Source organism: Helicobacter pylori, from assembly GCF_001653455.1.
Classification (GTDB): domain Bacteria; phylum Campylobacterota; class Campylobacteria; order Campylobacterales; family Helicobacteraceae; genus Helicobacter; species Helicobacter pylori_A.
This window is the reverse complement of the sequence record NZ_CP011486.1, coordinates 1,485,317-1,501,670: the sequence shown is the minus strand read 5'-3', so window position 1 is coordinate 1,501,670 and position 16,354 is coordinate 1,485,317. Positions and strand designations below refer to the sequence as shown.

The 16,354-nt window shown below is 38.3% G+C and carries 16 protein-coding genes and 1 pseudogene; 9 read left to right on the top strand and 8 right to left on the bottom strand.

Annotation, left to right across the window (positions count from 1 at the left end):
* Positions 1-213: 213 nt before the first annotated feature.
* The 4 genes and pseudogenes from rpsB to AA977_RS07140 all read left to right on the top strand — a co-directional run bounded on the left by rpsB (position 214) and on the right by AA977_RS07140 (position 4,491).
* Positions 214-1,008: a 30S ribosomal protein S2 gene (gene rpsB, locus AA977_RS07155; RefSeq protein ID WP_000258276.1), complete on the top strand. Its 795-nt coding sequence runs from the start codon at positions 214-216 to the stop codon at positions 1,006-1,008.
* Positions 1,008-2,075, top strand: coding sequence for a translation elongation factor Ts (gene tsf, locus AA977_RS07150; protein WP_064435121.1), 1,068 nt, complete (start codon positions 1,008-1,010; stop codon positions 2,073-2,075). Before rpsB ends, tsf begins: the two co-directional genes overlap by 1 nt.
* A 58-nt stretch (positions 2,076-2,133) precedes the next feature.
* Positions 2,134-3,233: pseudogene (locus AA977_RS07145) on the top strand (hypothetical protein).
* On the top strand, positions 3,223-4,491 hold the full coding sequence (locus tag AA977_RS07140) for a DNA cytosine methyltransferase (RefSeq protein WP_064435120.1): 1,269 nt from the start codon (positions 3,223-3,225) through the stop codon (positions 4,489-4,491). The pseudogene AA977_RS07145 and the gene AA977_RS07140 overlap by 11 nt, the downstream one beginning before the upstream one ends.
* A 425-nt stretch (positions 4,492-4,916) precedes the next feature.
* On the opposite strand, the gene AA977_RS07900 is transcribed toward AA977_RS07140, so the two are convergent.
* Together AA977_RS07900 and queF are read right to left on the bottom strand one after the other, a co-directional pair.
* On the bottom strand, positions 4,917-5,105 hold the full coding sequence (locus AA977_RS07900) for a hypothetical protein (protein WP_064435119.1): 189 nt from the start codon (positions 5,103-5,105) through the stop codon (positions 4,917-4,919).
* 216 nt (positions 5,106-5,321) lie between these two features.
* A complete protein-coding gene (queF, locus tag AA977_RS07130) occupies positions 5,322-5,768 on the bottom strand; it encodes a preQ(1) synthase (protein ID WP_064435118.1) in 447 nt (148 codons plus the stop codon).
* A 58-nt stretch (positions 5,769-5,826) separates the two neighbouring features.
* On the opposite strand from queF, the gene rsfS reads away from it, so the two are divergent.
* From rsfS to AA977_RS07985, 5 genes are all read left to right on the top strand, one after another.
* Entirely contained in the window at positions 5,827-6,168 is a 342-nt protein-coding gene (gene rsfS / locus AA977_RS07125; protein ID WP_020972947.1) for a ribosome silencing factor, read from the top strand.
* Between the two features lie 52 nt (positions 6,169-6,220).
* The gene (gene miaA / locus AA977_RS07120) at positions 6,221-7,081 is read left to right on the top strand and encodes a tRNA (adenosine(37)-N6)-dimethylallyltransferase MiaA (RefSeq protein ID WP_253764849.1); all 861 of its coding nucleotides are present in this window, start codon (positions 6,221-6,223) and stop codon (positions 7,079-7,081) included.
* Positions 7,078-8,181 carry a glycosyltransferase family 8 protein gene (locus AA977_RS07115; protein ID WP_064435116.1) on the top strand — a complete coding sequence of 368 codons (1,104 nt, stop codon included), beginning with the start codon at positions 7,078-7,080 and terminating at the stop codon, positions 8,179-8,181. The genes miaA and AA977_RS07115 overlap by 4 nt, the downstream gene beginning before the upstream one ends.
* Before the next feature lie 11 nt (positions 8,182-8,192).
* Positions 8,193-9,002 carry a sulfatase-like hydrolase/transferase gene (locus tag AA977_RS07990; RefSeq protein ID WP_064435115.1) on the top strand — a complete coding sequence of 270 codons (810 nt, stop codon included), beginning with the start codon at positions 8,193-8,195 and terminating at the stop codon, positions 9,000-9,002.
* Between the two features lie 61 nt (positions 9,003-9,063).
* Positions 9,064-9,864 (top strand): phosphoethanolamine transferase, encoded by an 801-nt coding sequence (locus AA977_RS07985; RefSeq protein ID WP_366648805.1) that lies wholly within the window; start codon positions 9,064-9,066, stop codon positions 9,862-9,864.
* A gap of 123 nt (positions 9,865-9,987) precedes the next feature.
* Here the strand turns inward: AA977_RS07985 and AA977_RS07890 are convergent, their stop codons facing one another.
* The 6 genes from AA977_RS07890 to ileS all read right to left on the bottom strand — a co-directional run bounded on the left by AA977_RS07890 (position 9,988) and on the right by ileS (position 16,315).
* A complete protein-coding gene (locus AA977_RS07890; protein WP_154811961.1) occupies positions 9,988-10,128 on the bottom strand; it encodes a hypothetical protein in 141 nt (46 codons plus the stop codon).
* A gap of 125 nt (positions 10,129-10,253) precedes the next feature.
* Positions 10,254-11,033, bottom strand: coding sequence for a UDP-N-acetylmuramate dehydrogenase (locus AA977_RS07100; RefSeq protein WP_064435113.1), 780 nt, complete (start codon positions 11,031-11,033; stop codon positions 10,254-10,256).
* 3 nt (positions 11,034-11,036) lie between these two features.
* Positions 11,037-11,303 (bottom strand): flagellar biosynthesis protein FliQ, encoded by a 267-nt coding sequence (gene fliQ / locus AA977_RS07095; RefSeq protein ID WP_000445744.1) that lies wholly within the window; start codon positions 11,301-11,303, stop codon positions 11,037-11,039.
* 10 nt (positions 11,304-11,313) lie between these two features.
* A complete protein-coding gene (gene fliI / locus AA977_RS07090; RefSeq protein WP_064435112.1) occupies positions 11,314-12,618 on the bottom strand; it encodes a flagellar protein export ATPase FliI in 1,305 nt (434 codons plus the stop codon).
* Entirely contained in the window at positions 12,619-13,533 is a 915-nt protein-coding gene (locus AA977_RS07085; RefSeq protein ID WP_064435111.1) for a CpaF/VirB11 family protein, read from the bottom strand. It abuts the gene before it with no gap.
* A gap of 16 nt (positions 13,534-13,549) precedes the next feature.
* Complete coding sequence (gene ileS / locus AA977_RS07080; RefSeq protein ID WP_064435110.1) at positions 13,550-16,315, bottom strand: isoleucine--tRNA ligase; 2,766 nt, start codon at positions 16,313-16,315, stop codon at positions 13,550-13,552.
* Positions 16,316-16,354 lie beyond the last annotated feature (39 nt).

The window sequence follows — 16,354 nt, the reverse complement described above, 5'->3', positions numbered from 1 at the left end:
TATTATAACCTAAAAGCCTTGCTTAAGCTAAAAAACCTTAATCTTTTGCTATAATCATAGGGTTTTGTCATTTTTCTATACTTTATTTAGAAATGGGCAAAGACAGCGTCAAATTCACACATGCTAATCCTTATATTTAGGTGTTCTTAAGAAATCTTAAGAATCAAACGAGCATGGAGGAAGAGAACCAAAATAACTTTAAGGAGAATTCTCATGGTAACCATGAAAGATTTATTAGAATGCGGTGTGCATTTTGGACACCAAACAAGGCGTTGGAACCCTAAAACCAAAAAATTCATTTTTGGCGTTAGGAAAAATATCCATATTATTGATTTGCAAAAAACCTTGCGCTATTTTAGATACACTTATAACATCGTGCGCGATGCGAGCGCTCAAGGCAAAAGCATCATGTTTGTAGGCACTAAAAAACAAGCCAATGAGACTTTGAAAGAATTTGCTGAAAGCATTCAAGTCCCTTATGTCAATTACCGCTGGCTTGGTGGCATGCTAACGAATTTTAGCACCATTAGAAAGTCCGTAAGAAAATTAGAAATCATTGAAGAAATGGAAAACAGCGGTCAAATTGACTTATTGACTAAAAAAGAAAAGCTCATGATTTTAAGGAAAAAAGAAAAGCTAGACAAGTATCTTGGTGGGGTGCGCCACATGAAAAAAATCCCTGATATGATTTTTGTGATTGATGTGGCTAAAGAAAAAATCGCCGTTGCAGAAGCGAGAAAGCTCCATATCCCTATCGTGGCCCCCTTAGACACTAACTGCGACCCTGATTTAGTGGATTACCCCATTCCTGGAAATGATGATGCGATCCGCTCCATCAGATTGTTCTGTAAAGAAATGAGCGAGGCGATTTTAGAGGGGCGAGAACTCATGCAAGAAGAAATCGTCCATGCAGATGAAAATAGCGAAGAAATAGAGTTCGTGAGCAATGAAGAAAAAGAAGAAATGCTCGCTGAAATCCAAAAAGAAATCACTCAAGGAGCCGAATAATGTCAGAAATTAGCGCTCAATTAGTCAAAAAACTAAGAGACTTAACCGATGCGGGCATGATGGATTGCAAAAAAGCCCTTGTGGAAGTGGCTGGGGATTTGCAAAAGGCTATTGATTTCTTGCGCGAAAAGGGCTTGAGCAAAGCCGCTAAAAAAGCCGATAGGATCGCTTCTGAGGGCGTGGTCGCTTTGGAAGTTGCACCTGATTTTAAAAGCGCGGTCATGGTAGAAATCAATAGTGAAACGGATTTTGTGGCTAAAAATGAGGGCTTTAAGGAATTGGTTAAAAAAACTTTAGAAACGATCAAAGCCCACAACACACACACCACAGAAGAATTGCTTAAAAGCCCGTTAGACAACAAGCCTTTTGAAGAATATTTGCACTCTCAAATCGCTGTGATTGGTGAAAACATTTTAGTGAGGAAAATCGCTAACTCTAAAGCCCCAAGCTCTCATATCATCAATGGTTATGCGCATTCTAACGCTAGAGTGGGCGTGTTAATCACCATGAAATACAATAATGAGGAAAACGCTCCAAAAGTGGTTGAACTGGCTAGAAATATCGCTATGCATGCCGCAGCGATGAAGCCTCAAGTATTAGATTGCAAAGACTTTAGCCTTGATTTTGTCAAAAAAGAAACTTTAGCCTTGATCGCTGAAATTGAAAAAGACAATGAAGAGGCCAAACGATTGGGCAAGCCTTTGAAAAACATTCCCGCTTTTGGGAGCCGCATTGAATTGAGCGATGAAGTTTTAGCCCATCAAAAGAAAGCCTTTGAAGACGAATTGAAAGAGCAGGGCAAACCTGAAAAAATCTGGGATAAAATCGTTCCTGGAAAAATGGAAAGGTTTATCGCTGATAACACTCTTATTGATCAACGCCTGACCCTTTTAGGGCAATTCTATGTCATGGACGATAAAAAAACGATCGCTCAAGTCATTGCTGATTATTCCAAAGAATTAAACGATGCGTTAGAGATCACTGAGTATGCGCGTTTTGAATTGGGCGAAGGCATTGAGAAAAAGGCAGAGAATTTCGCTGAAGAAGTGGCTTTGCAAATGAAGTGAGATTTTAAGTGCATTTTGCACTTAAAACTTTCATGATTTTTAAACCATCTAAACTAACATGCCTTATAAACTAGAAAGAGACTTCCAAGATCTAATCGCCAATAACACCAACATTCAAAAAGATATTTGTTCTATTTTAGAAATAGATCATAAAGATTTTAAACTTTTAAGAGAAGACACTTATATCAATGGCATTACAGCAGATTTCACGCTTTTTGAAAACAATAAAGTTAGAGCCATTATAGAGTGCAAGGGCGGATCTATTGGAGTGAGCGAGTATGTGCGTGGTATTGGTCAAATTTTTCAATACGAATATTTTTTTGAAAACACTCTGAGCCTTAAAAATTATGAATTTTGCCAAAATTTTAATAGTGTGTTGATTTTTCCTGAAAGCGTTTTAAAAAACAACGATTTTAATGTGGGGCTTTTTAAATACCCTAAAAGCAAGAAAATTTTAGAAATCAATTCGCATAATTTAGCTGTTAGATGCATTAATGATAGTGAATTAGAAAAATTAAGAGAAACAAAACATAAGGATTTTAAGGTCATTTCGCCTTATTATGTGCGCGATATTAGGTTTTTTGAAGTGTATTTTTTGCTCCAAGTTTTAGCCATTTTTAAATTTAAAAATCAATTAGCGCATCGTAAAAACATAGAAGAAACGATTTTAAAAAAGACCAATTCGCTTAATAACGGTAATTGGCGCAATGTTTTTATCACGCTATCTGTGCTAGGTTTTATTGATAGCAAAAATTATCCCACAAGCATAGGTTTAAACTTTGTCAATATGAGTTATAGCGAATTTCTTGTGATGATTTTTGAAAGTTATATCAAGCCTTACTACATTGAAATTTTTAAACTTGTAGAAAATAATACGCTTAATTTAAAAAATAATGAAATTGCAAAACGCATTAAGATGCATTTTAACAACCATGAAGTCTTGTTTTTGACTGAGTCAAATTCAAGATACATTTCATCATGGCTTAATATCGCAAAAGATGATTTTGCTTTTTTAGTTTTACTAAAAGATTAGCGCAAAGGCGATTAATCTTTAACCCTTTTACCAGCAATAAAGAAAATTTTATTAAGCATATTGAAAAATATTCACTTTACAATAAGTATAAAAAAAGATATAAGGAAATATTAAATGGCATATAATGTTTGTGAATTTTTTGTGGGGGCTGGTGGTTCGCATTTAGGCTTTATCCAACAAGGTTTTAAAACGCTCTATGTTAATGATATAGACAAAGATGCCCTAAAAACTTTACTCCATAACAATAAAGAATTAAAAGATGCCATCATAGATCAAACGAGCATTACAGAAATTGACCCTAAAAAATTACAAGCGCAAATAAAACAAGAGATTGATGTTATTTTTGCTGGTATTGTGTGCAAAAGTTTTTCCTTAGCTGGGGAGCGCTCGCCTAATGATAAACGCAATTATTTTTACCGCTATTATTTGGATATAATCAAAACCCTAAAGCCAAAAGTCAGCATTATAGAAAATGTAAAAGGCATGCTAAATGCTAAAATTTTGCCGCAAAATTCAGATCCTAAAATTTTACAAGAAGTGGATATTTTATACCAAGAGTTAGAAAATTATAAGGGCAAAAAAGCGGAGTTAAGAAAAAAGAATTCTATCACTAAAGAATTTGAAAATTACGGCTTAAATTTACGCCAAAAAAAACAAGACTTGCAAAAGAAACTCAACCATTTATTGCATGGTGTCATAGATGATATTTTAAAAATTTATGAAAACTTGGGCTATCGTGCAGAGTTTAAAGTCTTAAATAGTGCATGGTATGGGAGCGCGACCAAAAGAGAAAGATTGATTATAGTGGCTATTAGAAACGATCTGCCCTTTAATTTCATATTCCCTAAACCCACCCATTTAAGCGATGAAATCAACACCAAGTTAGATTTCAAAGATTTACCTACAAGCTTTAAAAAACCTTTTTTAATTAGAGACGCTTTTAATTTGATTGATTATTCCAATTTAGGTGATACAGACAATTTGCCCATGCAACACAGCCCTAAAACCATTGAACGCTTTAAATACATACAAGAAGGCAAAAATATTCAAGAATGCATTGAGAGTTTGCCTAAACATTTACAAATTTCTAAATTCTACTCTAGAGGCAATACCATGCGTTTAAAAATGGACGCCTTATCTCCCACTTTAGTGCCAGGGCATAGTAATTTCCCCTTACACCCAACAGAGCATAGAAGTATCACCATTAGAGAAGCAGCAAGCATTACCGGCTTCCCTACTTCTTACAAATTTTTTGGCTCACACACCAAGCGTTGCGAACAAGTGGGCAACGCTGTGCCTGTTGCTTTGTCAAGCGCGATCGCTAAGGAAGGTTTTGGGGATTTTGGGGAAATGGATAAAAATTATTTGAAGTTATTTGAATAAGGGGCTAAAAATAGGGTTTGGTGGGGCTGGAGAGAATGACAAGAATAGCGTTTATGGGGTTAGGGCGTTTTAAATAAAGCGTTTAATCCCACCATACCATTGACCGCCATCATTGCCACCACCATTGATTGGTAGCGGGCTTTTATGCACCCGCACCTTTGTCAATGTTGGCGTTTATTGTTCCCATTTCTTCTTATTCTCACCGCTCATTTTGACTCCCCATTAAGAATACAAGTTTCTTCCATAAGTTCCTCCACAATGCCAGTCATAGTCAGTAATGCTTCCCAAAGCATTGTTTAGTTCCTTTTCTGCTTGCAGATCTAGTGAATTTTGACTTTGCAGCACCTTAAAGGCTTGTTCGTTGAGCATTCTTAAATTTACTAATATACGATTCCTATCGATCTTGGCGGCAATAAACACTTTTACTAACCTCTGTTATCTCTATTAGCAATTTCTTCTTGCTTTTTGACTGAATCTTGCATGACTTGAACGATTTTTTCTTGCTGTTTGACTGAATCTTGCATCGCTTGCGCCATTACCTCTAACGCATCAGCGATTCTTTTTAAAGGTTCTTCTTTTATAGGTCCAGGTATATGTCCAGGATATCCAGACATTTTCGCTCCTTTTTAACTTTATTAACCCCACATGCAAAAAACGATATGGGGTTGAAAAAATTAAAAACATTAAATGATTTGAATATTAAGAACAAAAGATCGGAATCTTATAAGAGAGAAAGCAAATTTTTAAAAATGCATTTCATCATTGCACGCTCCTTAATTCCTTAACAAGTCATTTTAATGCAAAAAATTAATGCATAATTTAACGGCATATTATTTCGCATTCAAAAGGCGTTTTTCTTTAAAGTCTTGGTATTCTTTGATCGCATAGTTCACAAAGGGCTTGATCGCAATCCCGCCTCTAGAGGCAAAATCCCCATACACTTCCAAATACTTTGGCTCTAACAACTCCACTAAATCCAGTAAAATCGTATTGATACAGCTCTCATGAAAACTCCCATGGTTTCTGTAACTGAATAAATAGAGTTTTAAAGACTTGCTTTCTACCATTTTGTCTTTAGGGATGTAGCGGATATAAATAGCGCCAAAATCCGGTTGGGAAGTGATTGGGCAAAGGCTTGTAAATTCCTTGCATTCTAAGGTGATTAAGGGGTCTAAATTGGGGTTTGGGTTAGGGAAAGCTTCCAACAAATCTTTATTGTATTCAAAAATATAGGGCGTTTTAGCGCCTAATAATTTAAGGTTTAATTCAGAGCTCATGAATATTCCTTGATTTAAGTTATAATAAGGCTATTTTAACCCATTTTTTAGGAAATTCATGAACAAACGCATAGAGATGATTACGGCTTTATTAGACGAGAAAAAGGCTTTTGATATTACGCATATTGATTTGTCTAAAACCCCTTATTTGGTAGAAGATGTTATTATCGCCACCACTCTAGCGAGTAAGCATGCCCTTTCTTTACTAGATGCACTTAAAAACACCCTTAAGCCTTTAGGCGAAGTCTTTTACCAGATAGATGAGTCTAATGAAGAGTGGATCATTTTGGATTTGGGGGATTTGATGATCCATCTTTTCACAGAAGAATGCCGTAAAAAATTTGATTTAGAAGGGTTTTTGAACGCTTATAAAAGGGAGCTTACTTATCAAAACGCCTAAGAAACTCATCGCGCTTCTAGGGCCTAGCGGGAGCGGGAAAAGCGCTCTTTCTATTGAACTAGCCCAAACATTAGATGCAGAAATCTTTTCTTTGGATTCTTTGAGCATTTATAAAGAGATTAATATCGCTTCGGCTAAACCCAGCCTAAAAGAACGAAAAAACATCAAACATTACGCCCTAGACTGCCTTAACATTGATGAAAAAAATAACGCTCCCCTTTTTAAAACCCTTTTAGAAGACGCCATGAAAGTATCCCCAAAAGAGATTTTACTCATTGTGGGGGGGAGCAGTTTTTACCTCAAAGCCATTTTAGAAGGTTTGAGCCGCATGCCAAAACTCAGTAGCGATCAAATTTTAAAAATAGAGCGAGAAATTGCCACCCTTTCTAACCCTTATACTTTTTTAAAATCCATTGACCCTAACATGGCTTCTAAAATCCATCCAAACGACACTTACCGCATTCATAAGGCTTTAGAAATCTTTTATGCCACCCATACGCCCCCAAGCGAGTATTTTCAAAAAAACCCCAAAAAACCCTTTGAGCATGCTATCTCATTATTCGCTCTATCTATTGAAAAAAGCACGCTTCATAACAACATCAAACAGCGCACCAAAAACATGCTTGATTGCGGTCTTATTGAAGAAATCAAAGCCCTTTATGCCCAATACCCCAAAGATTCGCAGCCCTTTAAGGCCATAGGCGTTAAAGAGAGCATTCTTTATTTAGAAAAACAGCTCACTTTAAAGGAATTAGAAGAAGCGATTATCTCTAACACCATACAATTAGCCAAGCGCCAAAACACTTTCAATAAAACCCAATTCCATAACCTTTATATAGGGAGCGTTGAAGAAGTTAGGCATGCGATTTTAAGCGCTCAAAAAGCGCTAACAAACTCAAAGAATAACCAATGAACGCGCAAACCTCGCCCAATCAAGTTATCCCTATTTTCATGAGTTTTGATAAGAATTACGCGCTAGGGGCAGGCGTGAGCCTTTATTCTTTACTCTCACATGCAAGCAAGCACACAAGCACGATAGATTTTAGCCCCATCAACCAAAACAACAAACTTTCACCCGCTAACATCGTGTATAAAATCCATTGTTTGATTAAAGGGGTAACTTTAGAGCAGCAAAACAAACTTTTAAAAACCATTGAGCCTTTTAAGGAATTTGCTTCATTGGAGTTTATAGACATCAATTCATTGGATCATTCCATAGAAAGCTATCTTAATGAGTCTTGCTCCAAGCGTTATGGCGGGCTTCTCATTTTGTGCCGGCTCTTGCTCGCTTCGCTCTTCCCTAATTATTCCAAAATCATTTCCATAGATGTGGATACGGTGTTTTTAGGCGATATTGCAAGCGCTTATTTTGCACTGGATAACGACCCCACTAAATTGCTTGGCATGGTGAGAGACACTTTTTCTCACCTTTCTTTTGAAGCCTTTTGCCATTTTATCCAATGCGCTTGCAAGAATTTTAAAATTGATTTTTCGCGCTTTAGCGCTAGCGAATTGCAACGCATCCACCAAGGCTTTAACATGGGCTTTTTGGTGGCGAATTTAGATTTATGGCGCGAAAATGGGTTTGAAAAAATCGCTTTAGAATTTTTAAAAACTAGGGGGAAAGATCTTTTCTACCCTGAACAATGTTTGATCAATATGGTGTTTTGGAAGCGCGTTTTAGAACTGCCCATCCATTATAATTGCTATTCTGACTTTTTCAACCAACACCACTCTAAAAATATCGTCATGCTCCATTTCATCAAATACAAGCCCTGGCATTCTATCAGTTTTTTAAACGATCGCTTGATTTGCTATGAAGCCGCAGCGGGTTTTTGGCTTGCAAACCTGTTTTGCACCCCTTTTAAAAACGATTTTTTTAAAGAACGCCTTGAAATGGCCAAAGACCAACAAATGCAATCTTTTAAAACCCACATCCGATCGCAAACGATTAGGGATTATTTTTGTTATAGAATAAAAAATATTTTGAAAAAAGTTTTCAAATTTTCTTAAAAGACATTTTCATGGAAAAATTATTGAAGTTTTTAAAATTCTTTGTAAGGAGCGTGGCGTTAGATGAAAAATTTTTAATGTTTCTTTTATGCAACGCTCTAGCTAACGCTTATAGGAATAACGATTTGTTTTCTTTCTCTAAAGGCTTTTTAGGCGCTTTTTTAATCGGGTTTGTGGCGTATTATGGTTGCACTCTAATCCCTAAAAAGCGCTTGAGATATTCATTAGAATGGCTGTTTATAGGGGGCGGTATCGCTCTTAGCGTGGCAGAAATTTTTACGCTTTTTATGTTTAAAATGCCTTTTTCAAAAGGCTTGATTGACACGCTTTTAGCCACCAATGGCTCTGAAACGATGGCGTTTATAAAAAGCTATAAAAACTATTTGCTTTACTACGCTTTGATTTTGATCGCTTTGTTAGTGGCTATTAAAATGATTCGTTTTAGAGCGCTTGTGCCTAGCATGATAGCGAGCGTTTTAGGAGCTTCTGTCCTTACGATAGGGAGCGTTCGTAACATTAAACCCCTTGCAAATAACGACGCTATTTTAAAAAAATCATTGCGTTCTCTTTCCTTAGCTAGGGGATTTTATTCTACTTATTTGAGTTTGTTTGATCGCCAACGAGCCATAAAATTTTATAGCGCTTTAAAGAACCTCTATTTACCAAGCGGCTATCTTTCTGGCATGGGCGATGTTGAAAATGTTGTCTTAGTCATCGGCGAAAGTGCGAGCAGAAATTTCATGCAACTTTATGGTTATAGCGTTCCTAATAACCCCTTATTGAGCGAACTCGCTAACGAGAGAGAGAGAGAGAGAGAGTAGCCTGTTCGTATTTTCTAACACTATAAGCAAAGAAGCCCACACCTCTGATGTCTTTATAAGCTTGCTCAATTATAGCGACGCTGAAACGACTAAGCCTTGGTATGAATACCACAACATGATAGATATTTTCAAGCGATCCCATTATGAAACTTTTTGGCTAGAAAAACAAATCATTGATCAATGGGGGATCACGCAAAATCTAGTCTCTGATCGTTCTCAAAACCGCTACTATATCCTAGGAGACTACGGCCCATACGATGAAGAGCTGGTGAAATTTTATTCTAAAAATGTCCAATCCCAATTAAAAAGCAAGAATTTTATCGTGTTCCACTTGTTAGGATCACACAGTTGGTATGCCGATCGTTTCCCTCAAAGCTTTGCCAAATTCAAAACAAGCGATTTGCCTTTTTCTCATTTGCATGTGAGTAATGACAAAGACAAGCAAATCGTTACTGATTATGTCAATTCGCTTTATTACAACGACTTTGTTTTGAATGAAATTTTTAACCTCTTTAAAGATAAAGACGCTATTGTGTTTTATTTGAGCGACCATGCACAAGATATTTTTGAAAGCGGCCCTACTTATGGGCATAGATGTTCTAAAGCGGGCGTGGAAATCCCTTTCATGATTTATGTGAGCGGTATTTTTAAAGAAAAACACCCCAAGAAAGTGGAGTTGATTAAAAACGCGCTCAACAAGCCTTTCATGAGCGATGATTTAATCCACTCCCTTTTGCCTTTGGTGGGCATCCACACTAAAGATGCGATAGAGAGTAAAAACCTTTTTAGCCCCCAATTTGACACCCAAAGAAAAAGGATTGTTTGTCATGGTGGCATGGATTATGATAAAACTGAAAAATAAAGGCTTACTTTAGCCGGATTGTTGTATCAGTTTTAATAAAAAGCTCTCTTTTAATCCTTTAAACTCATTCAAGAAATCCCTTTAAAAAACCCAAAAACTTATCCCATTAAATGATTTTTTCTTTTACAAACTCATCGCTTGAATGTTGAACCCTATGATAAATATCACTCCATAATCCCCTAAGCCATCATAAGACTTCCCACTATCGCTATCAATAACACTCTCATCTATTCCGCTCCCAATATTGATGAGTGGTAGCTTCACATGCTCATTAAAGCTTTTGAATCGGTTTGACAACTTATTGGTAGTGGGGATATGAACGATTTAACTTAAAGCTCTTTTTTAAAGCTTAAGTTAGAATGATCTTAGTTTAAAAACGCTTTTCAACCCTACCTTAAAATTTTCACTTCTTCTTCTAAAAGAATGCCGTATTCTTGCAACACTCTAATTTTGGCTAACTCTATCAAATCCAGCGCTTCTTCAAATTCTGCGCCCCCCAAATTCACCAAAAAATTCGCATGCTCTTTAGCAAAGCCCACCCTTTTCAAACAATAACCCCTTAAGCCCACTCCCTCTAAAAGCCTGCCTGCATAATCATTAGGCGGGTTTTTAAAACAGCTCCCAAAATTAGGCAATTTGGGGTGGCTTTTGCGCATGCTTTGACACGCTTTTAAGACTTCTCCTCTAAAACCATGCGTTTTTTTAAACCTAGCCCTTAAAACAACGCCGTTGAATTTACTACTGCGATAATCTAAGCCTAACGCTTCATTTTCTAGCCATTCATTATTAATGCAAGCGCTTTCTAAAACATTTTTTATTTCAAATTCTTTCATGCCGGCATTCATTTTGACTAACGCCCCCAAAGTGCCAGGCAATTGCCCCAAAAACTCCAAACCCCCTAAACCATTCGCCCTAAAATAGCCAAAAATTTTAGAAGAATTCGTCGCCCCTCCTATTTCAATGCATTCGCCCCTATCGCAAATATAATCATAGTTGGGGCCTAAAAGGGCGAGATTTTTCGCACTAGGAGCGATTAAAAGGTTATTCGCTAGCCCTATGATCTGGTGTTCTTGAGAGGTTTCATTATCCTTTTCTAAAACGCTCACTTTTAAAGGCGTACCGATCTTCACGCTGCTATAACGAGAAAAATCAATAATAGTTTCTAGCATTTTCTAGCCTATGATTTTAGGAATGAGCTTGATTAAGGTTTTGGTGTAATCTAAAAGCATGTTAGTCATCCACGGCATGGTTAAAATCAGCACGCCAATCACCGCTAAAATCTTAGGCACAAAAGACAAAGTCATTTCATTGATTTGAGTGGTCGCTTGAAAAATACTCACCAACAACCCCACCACTAACCCCACCAATAAGACCGGTAAAGAAATCATCAAAGTGATTTTATAAGTTTCAATAGCGAGTTTCATGAGCTGTGATTCCATGATATTCCCTTTATTTTAAGATTTCTTCTAATTGTTTAGCGCTTTGTTCAAAAGGCTGCAAGGCGTTTTCATCTTGCGCTAAAAATTGCTCCATTAAAGCCTTTTTACTGATCGCTTCATCAAGCTCTTTATCATTCCCCATTTGATAAGATCCGATGCGAATGAGCATTTCATTTTCTTTCAATAACGCATACAAACGGCGGAATTTTCTCGCATAAAGGTTTTGAGACTCGCTGGTAATGTCTTTAGCCACCCTTGATGCGGAGTTTAAAATATTAATAGGCGGGTAGATCCCATAATCGGTTAATTCCCTGCTTAAGACAATATGCCCGTCTAAAATACTCCTAGCCTGATCGGCTATCGGGTCGCTCAAATCATCGCCCTCTACAAGCACGCTAAAAAAAGCGGTAATACTCCCCTTTCCCTCTTCCTTGCCCGCCCTCTCCATTAATTGAGGCAATAAAGAAAGCGCGGATGGAGGGTAGCCTTTGGAAGTGGGCGGTTCGCCTAAAGCCAAGCCGATTTCTCTTTGAGCCATAGCGAAACGAGTCACTGAATCCATGATAAACAACACGTCTAGCCCTTGATTTTTAAAATACTCCGCCACGCTCATCGCGCAAAACGCCCCGTATTTTCGCATTAAAGGGCTATCATCGCTTGTAGCGACCACCAACACGCAAGAGCTTAAATCCCCTTTTAGGTTTTTTTCTATAAATTCAGGGATTTCTCTGCCCCTTTCCCCGATCAAAGCGATCACTTTAATGGGCGCTAAACACCCCCTAGTGATCATGCCCATTAGCGTGGATTTACCCACCCCAGAGCCGGCAAAAATGCCCAGTTTTTGCCCCTTACCGCAAGTCAAAAGCCCATCAATGCTTTTCACTCCCACGCTAAAAACCTCATCAATCAAGCCTCTTTTTAAGGGGGCTATAGGCGTTGTAATGACCGGAGCCAATCGTTCATAATCCAACGCCCCCTTATTGTCAATCACTTGCCCTAAAGGGTTAAGCACCCGCCCTAAAAGACTATGCCCCACAGGGAAATTCAGCCCCTCTTTTAAAAACAGCACCTTATCGCCAGCCCTAGATCCCTCTATAAAATTAAAGGGCGTGAAACCAAATTGCTCTTTTTCTACCACCACCACCATGCCCACGCATTCGCTGCCATCGCTTTTCTCAATCTTCACCACATCGCCCACAGACGGGTTGAAACCATCCGCATAAACGATATTAGGCATGATTTTTTTCACGCTCCCATAGCGAGGCGATAGATCAAAATGTTGATTCAAGCGGTTTTTTAAGGATTTTAGGGGCATTTAAAGCTCTTTAGTCCATAAAACTTCAGCGATTTGGCGCTCATTCTTGATCCTATTGACATGCACGATCACATCAATTGCACTTTTAAAATACGCGCGCATCAAATCCTTGTCCAACACATGCGCATAACGCATGCTTAGATTCATTGAAAGGGCTTCTAAAGTGTTTTGAGCGCTGTTAGCGTGAATGGTTGAGAGCATGCCCTTATGCCCGGTGTTTCCTAAACGCAAGAATAACGCCGCATTCCTCGTGTCAATCTCGCCCACAATGAGCCTGTCTGGGTTTAGCCGCATGGCCATATTGAGAGCGTCTTCATAATTAAAACACCCGTTTTCTTGCTTGCCCACTAAAAGCCCCACGCAATTACTAAACGCTTTTAAATCCAATTCCTGGCTGTCTTCAACGCTCACCACCCTTTCATCTTTATTGACGCAATCTAAAAGAGCGTTTAATAAGCTTGTTTTACCGCTTGAAGTCTCCCCGCTGATTAAAATATTATGCCCTTTAAGCGCTAAATTTTTCAAACCCTTTGGATTGCTTGCTTTGAAAGTGAAATCCTCTAAACTTAAAGGCTTAAGCCTAGGCACACGGATATTGAGCGTGATTTGATTATTGGTAGTGATGCTAAAGTGATTCGCGCTCACTCTGTAGCGCGTGAAAGGGATAGAGCAGTTTAAAGTAGGGTGCTCTTCATCAAAAAACAACCCCCTAAAACCCGCTAATTGCTCGCAAAACCTCAGTAAAAACGCCTTATTAAAAAGCGCATGCTCTTTTTTTTCTCGTGTGTTGTTGGTTTTATAAAGCCAAAGCTCTTGCTCGGTGTTGATGATAAGCTCAGTGATCCCGCTTTCTAAAAAAGGGGTAAAATGGCCAATCAGGGCTTGTAAAACTCTATGGGTTTGTAAAGTTTCCAAAAGCCCTATTCCTTTATCATTGTCGTTCTTTTAAAACCTGTTCGCAACGCTTGCAAGGGGTGTTTTCTAGCTCGCTTTTAAAACGCCAACACCTGGGGCATTTGAAAAAGGGGGCTTTAAAGAGCGTGAATGTTAAAGTCTCGCTTATTTTTTCTTTCGCAGGCCCTACAAAGCTTACCATCAGCAATTCTTCTACTAGATTTTCACGCAACGCTTTTTCTTCCACTTCAATAGCGCATTCCAACGAATTTTTAACTACGCCTTCTTTTTTCAATTTATCCAACTCTTCATTAAAAGCAGAGCGCAAGGCTAAAAGGGCTTCAAAATTTTCTGGTTTTTTGCATTCTTTAAGGTGGAGTTTTTCTAAAATATTAATATCTTTCAAATCAAACACATCTTTGGCTTGTAAAAACGCGCGAAGCGTCTCGCTATGCTCTAAAACTTCTTCAATCGTGTGCGTTAAAATGGGGGCTAAAAAGTAGCACAATTTGCTAGCAACAGCGAGTAAGACCATTTGAATGGCCTGGCGTTTTTTGTTACTGAGGCTATCGCAATACAAGCTATCCTTACAAGCGTCCAAATAAATCCCGCTCAATTCATTGGTAACAAACGCCATTAAAATGTTCAAGCCTTTCACAAAATCATGCTCTTCAAACGTGCTATTGACTTCAGCGCTTATTGTTTCTAAAGCCTCTAGTAAAAAATGATCTAAAGGGCTAAAATCAAAGGAGTGTTCTAAATGTTTAAGATCCATATCGCTAAAATTAGCGAGCAAGAATTTCAAAGTGTTGCGGAATTTCTTGTAATGTTGTTCTGTTTGAGCGAAAAAGGTTTGAGAGACCCTCAAATCGTTTTGATAGTCGTTAAACGCCACCCACAAACGCACCACATCGCTCCCATGTTTTTTGAGCAAATTGTCTAAAGACACCACATTGCCTTTGGATTTACTCATTTTCTCGCCCTTTTCATCTACGATAAAGCCATGCGTAATGACCTTTTTGAAAGGGGCTTGGTTGTTTAAAATACAGCCCAGTAAAAGCGAGCTTTGAAACCACCCCCTGTGCTGATCACTTCCCTCTAAAACCACATCGCTAGGGCTTTTCCCTTTTTCCCCATGATAGTCTTCTAAAACCGCCTTAAAGGTGCTAGCGCTATCAAACCACACGTCTAAAATGTGCATGACTTTTTCGTAATGTTTGGCGTTATCCTGATAACTAGGGGGCAATAAATCTTTTGTATCATACTCCCACCACACATCACAGCCTTTTTCTTCAAAGAGATTGGCGACATGCTCTAAAACTTCGCTTTCAAAACAAGGCTTATTGGTGCGTTTGTCTATAAAAAAGGCTAGCGGCACGCCCCATTTTCTTTGCCGGCTCAAACACCAATCAGGGCGGTTTTCTATCATGGTTTTTAGGCGGTTTTTCCCGCTGCTTGGCACAAATTCCACCTTTTCAATCGCATTCAAAGCCACTTCTCTTAAAGTTTTTTGAGAGCCGTCATTTTGGGTAAAAGGCTCATCCATTAAAATAAACCATTGCGTCGTCGCTCTATAAATCACAGGCTTGTGCGTCCTCCAACAATGCGGGTAGGAATGCTCGATCTCTTGTTCTAACAATAAAGAATCGCCCAATTGCTCTATAATGCGTTTTTGAGCCTTAAAAATATGCTCGCCCAAATAGCTTTCATCTAATAATTTCTTATGGATAATGCTCTCATCATAGCAACCCTTTTCATCTACGGGCATTAACACTTCTAGGTTGTATTTTAAGCCTAAATGATAGTCGTCTTCACCATGCCCAGGCGCGGTATGCACGGCTCCTGTGCCATCTTCTAAACTCACATGCTCGCCTAAAATCACTAGCGAATCCCTTTGATTTAAAGGGTTTGTCGCACTCAAATACTCTAAATCATTAGCATTAAATTCATGCGTAATCTCGCTATCTATCACCCCTAAAGCGGCTAATTTTTCATGCAAGGCTTTAGCGACTAAATAGCCTTTTTGGGTGAGTGCATAAATAGCGTCTTTTTTCAAAGCGATCGCCACATTCGCGCACAAAGTCCAAGGCGTGGTCGTCCAAATCACTAGGCTCGCTTTTTTAACCTTTAACTTTTCTAAACCCTCTTTTTTTAACCCAAACGCCACGAAAATGGAGGGCGATTTTTTCATTTTGTATTCCACTTCAGCTTCCGCTAAAGCGCTCTCGCACGCATAACTCCAATAAATAGGCTTATGGCGCTCTTTCAAAAGCCCTTTTTTAGCCACTTCCACCAAAGCCCTATAAATGCTCGCTTCAAATTTAAAGTCCATGGTTTTATAAGGATCTTCAAAATCCCCCAAAACGCCTAGTTGCAAAAACTCATTTTTTTGGATTTCTAAAAACTTTTTTGCATGATCTCGGCATTTTTCTCTAAACAGCGTGGGGTTTTCTAGGCTTGTTTTTTCTTTTTCTAATTGCTCTAAAATTTGTTGCTCAATAGGCAAGCCATGGCAATCCCAACCGGGCGTGAAATAAACCTTCTTCCCCTTAAAATATTCTCTTTTAACGACAATATCTTTTAAAATTTTATTTAATGCATGCCCTAAATGCAAATGCCCGTTCGCATAAGGCGGTCCGTCATGCAGAGTGAAATCCCCATGGTTATCTTTCCTATTTAGCATGCGTTTAAACGCTTGTTGTTCTTGCCATTTGGCGTAAGTTTTAGGCTCGTTGACGCTCAAATTCCCTTTCATAGAAAAGGTGGTTGTGTTTAAGTTTAGGGTGTCTTTATATTCTTTCATGGATTGTTCCTTTATTAATGTTTTGCTTTATCGATCTTT

Excerpts from the sequence above, each read along its gene's own strand:
- rsfS (WP_020972947.1), top strand. The coding sequence starts at position 5,827 with ATGAACAAACGCATAGAGATGATTACGGCTTTATTAGACGAGAAAAAG.
- AA977_RS07115 (WP_064435116.1), top strand. The coding sequence starts at position 7,078 with ATGAACGCGCAAACCTCGCCCAATCAAGTTATCCCTATTTTCATGAGT.
- AA977_RS07140 (WP_064435120.1), top strand. The coding sequence starts at position 3,223 with ATGGCATATAATGTTTGTGAATTTTTTGTGGGGGCTGGTGGTTCGCAT.
- rpsB (WP_000258276.1), top strand. The coding sequence starts at position 214 with ATGGTAACCATGAAAGATTTATTAGAATGCGGTGTGCATTTTGGACAC.
- fliI (WP_064435112.1), bottom strand. The coding sequence starts at position 12,618 with ATGCCCCTAAAATCCTTAAAAAACCGCTTGAATCAACATTTTGATCTA.
- AA977_RS07100 (WP_064435113.1), bottom strand. The coding sequence starts at position 11,033 with ATGCTAGAAACTATTATTGATTTTTCTCGTTATAGCAGCGTGAAGATC.
- ileS (WP_064435110.1), bottom strand. The coding sequence starts at position 16,315 with ATGAAAGAATATAAAGACACCCTAAACTTAAACACAACCACCTTTTCT.
- AA977_RS07900 (WP_064435119.1), bottom strand. The coding sequence starts at position 5,105 with ATGTCTGGATATCCTGGACATATACCTGGACCTATAAAAGAAGAACCT.
- fliQ (WP_000445744.1), bottom strand. The coding sequence starts at position 11,303 with ATGGAATCACAGCTCATGAAACTCGCTATTGAAACTTATAAAATCACT.
- queF (WP_064435118.1), bottom strand. The coding sequence starts at position 5,768 with ATGAGCTCTGAATTAAACCTTAAATTATTAGGCGCTAAAACGCCCTAT.
- tsf (WP_064435121.1), top strand. The coding sequence starts at position 1,008 with ATGTCAGAAATTAGCGCTCAATTAGTCAAAAAACTAAGAGACTTAACC.
- AA977_RS07990 (WP_064435115.1), top strand. The coding sequence starts at position 8,193 with ATGGAAAAATTATTGAAGTTTTTAAAATTCTTTGTAAGGAGCGTGGCG.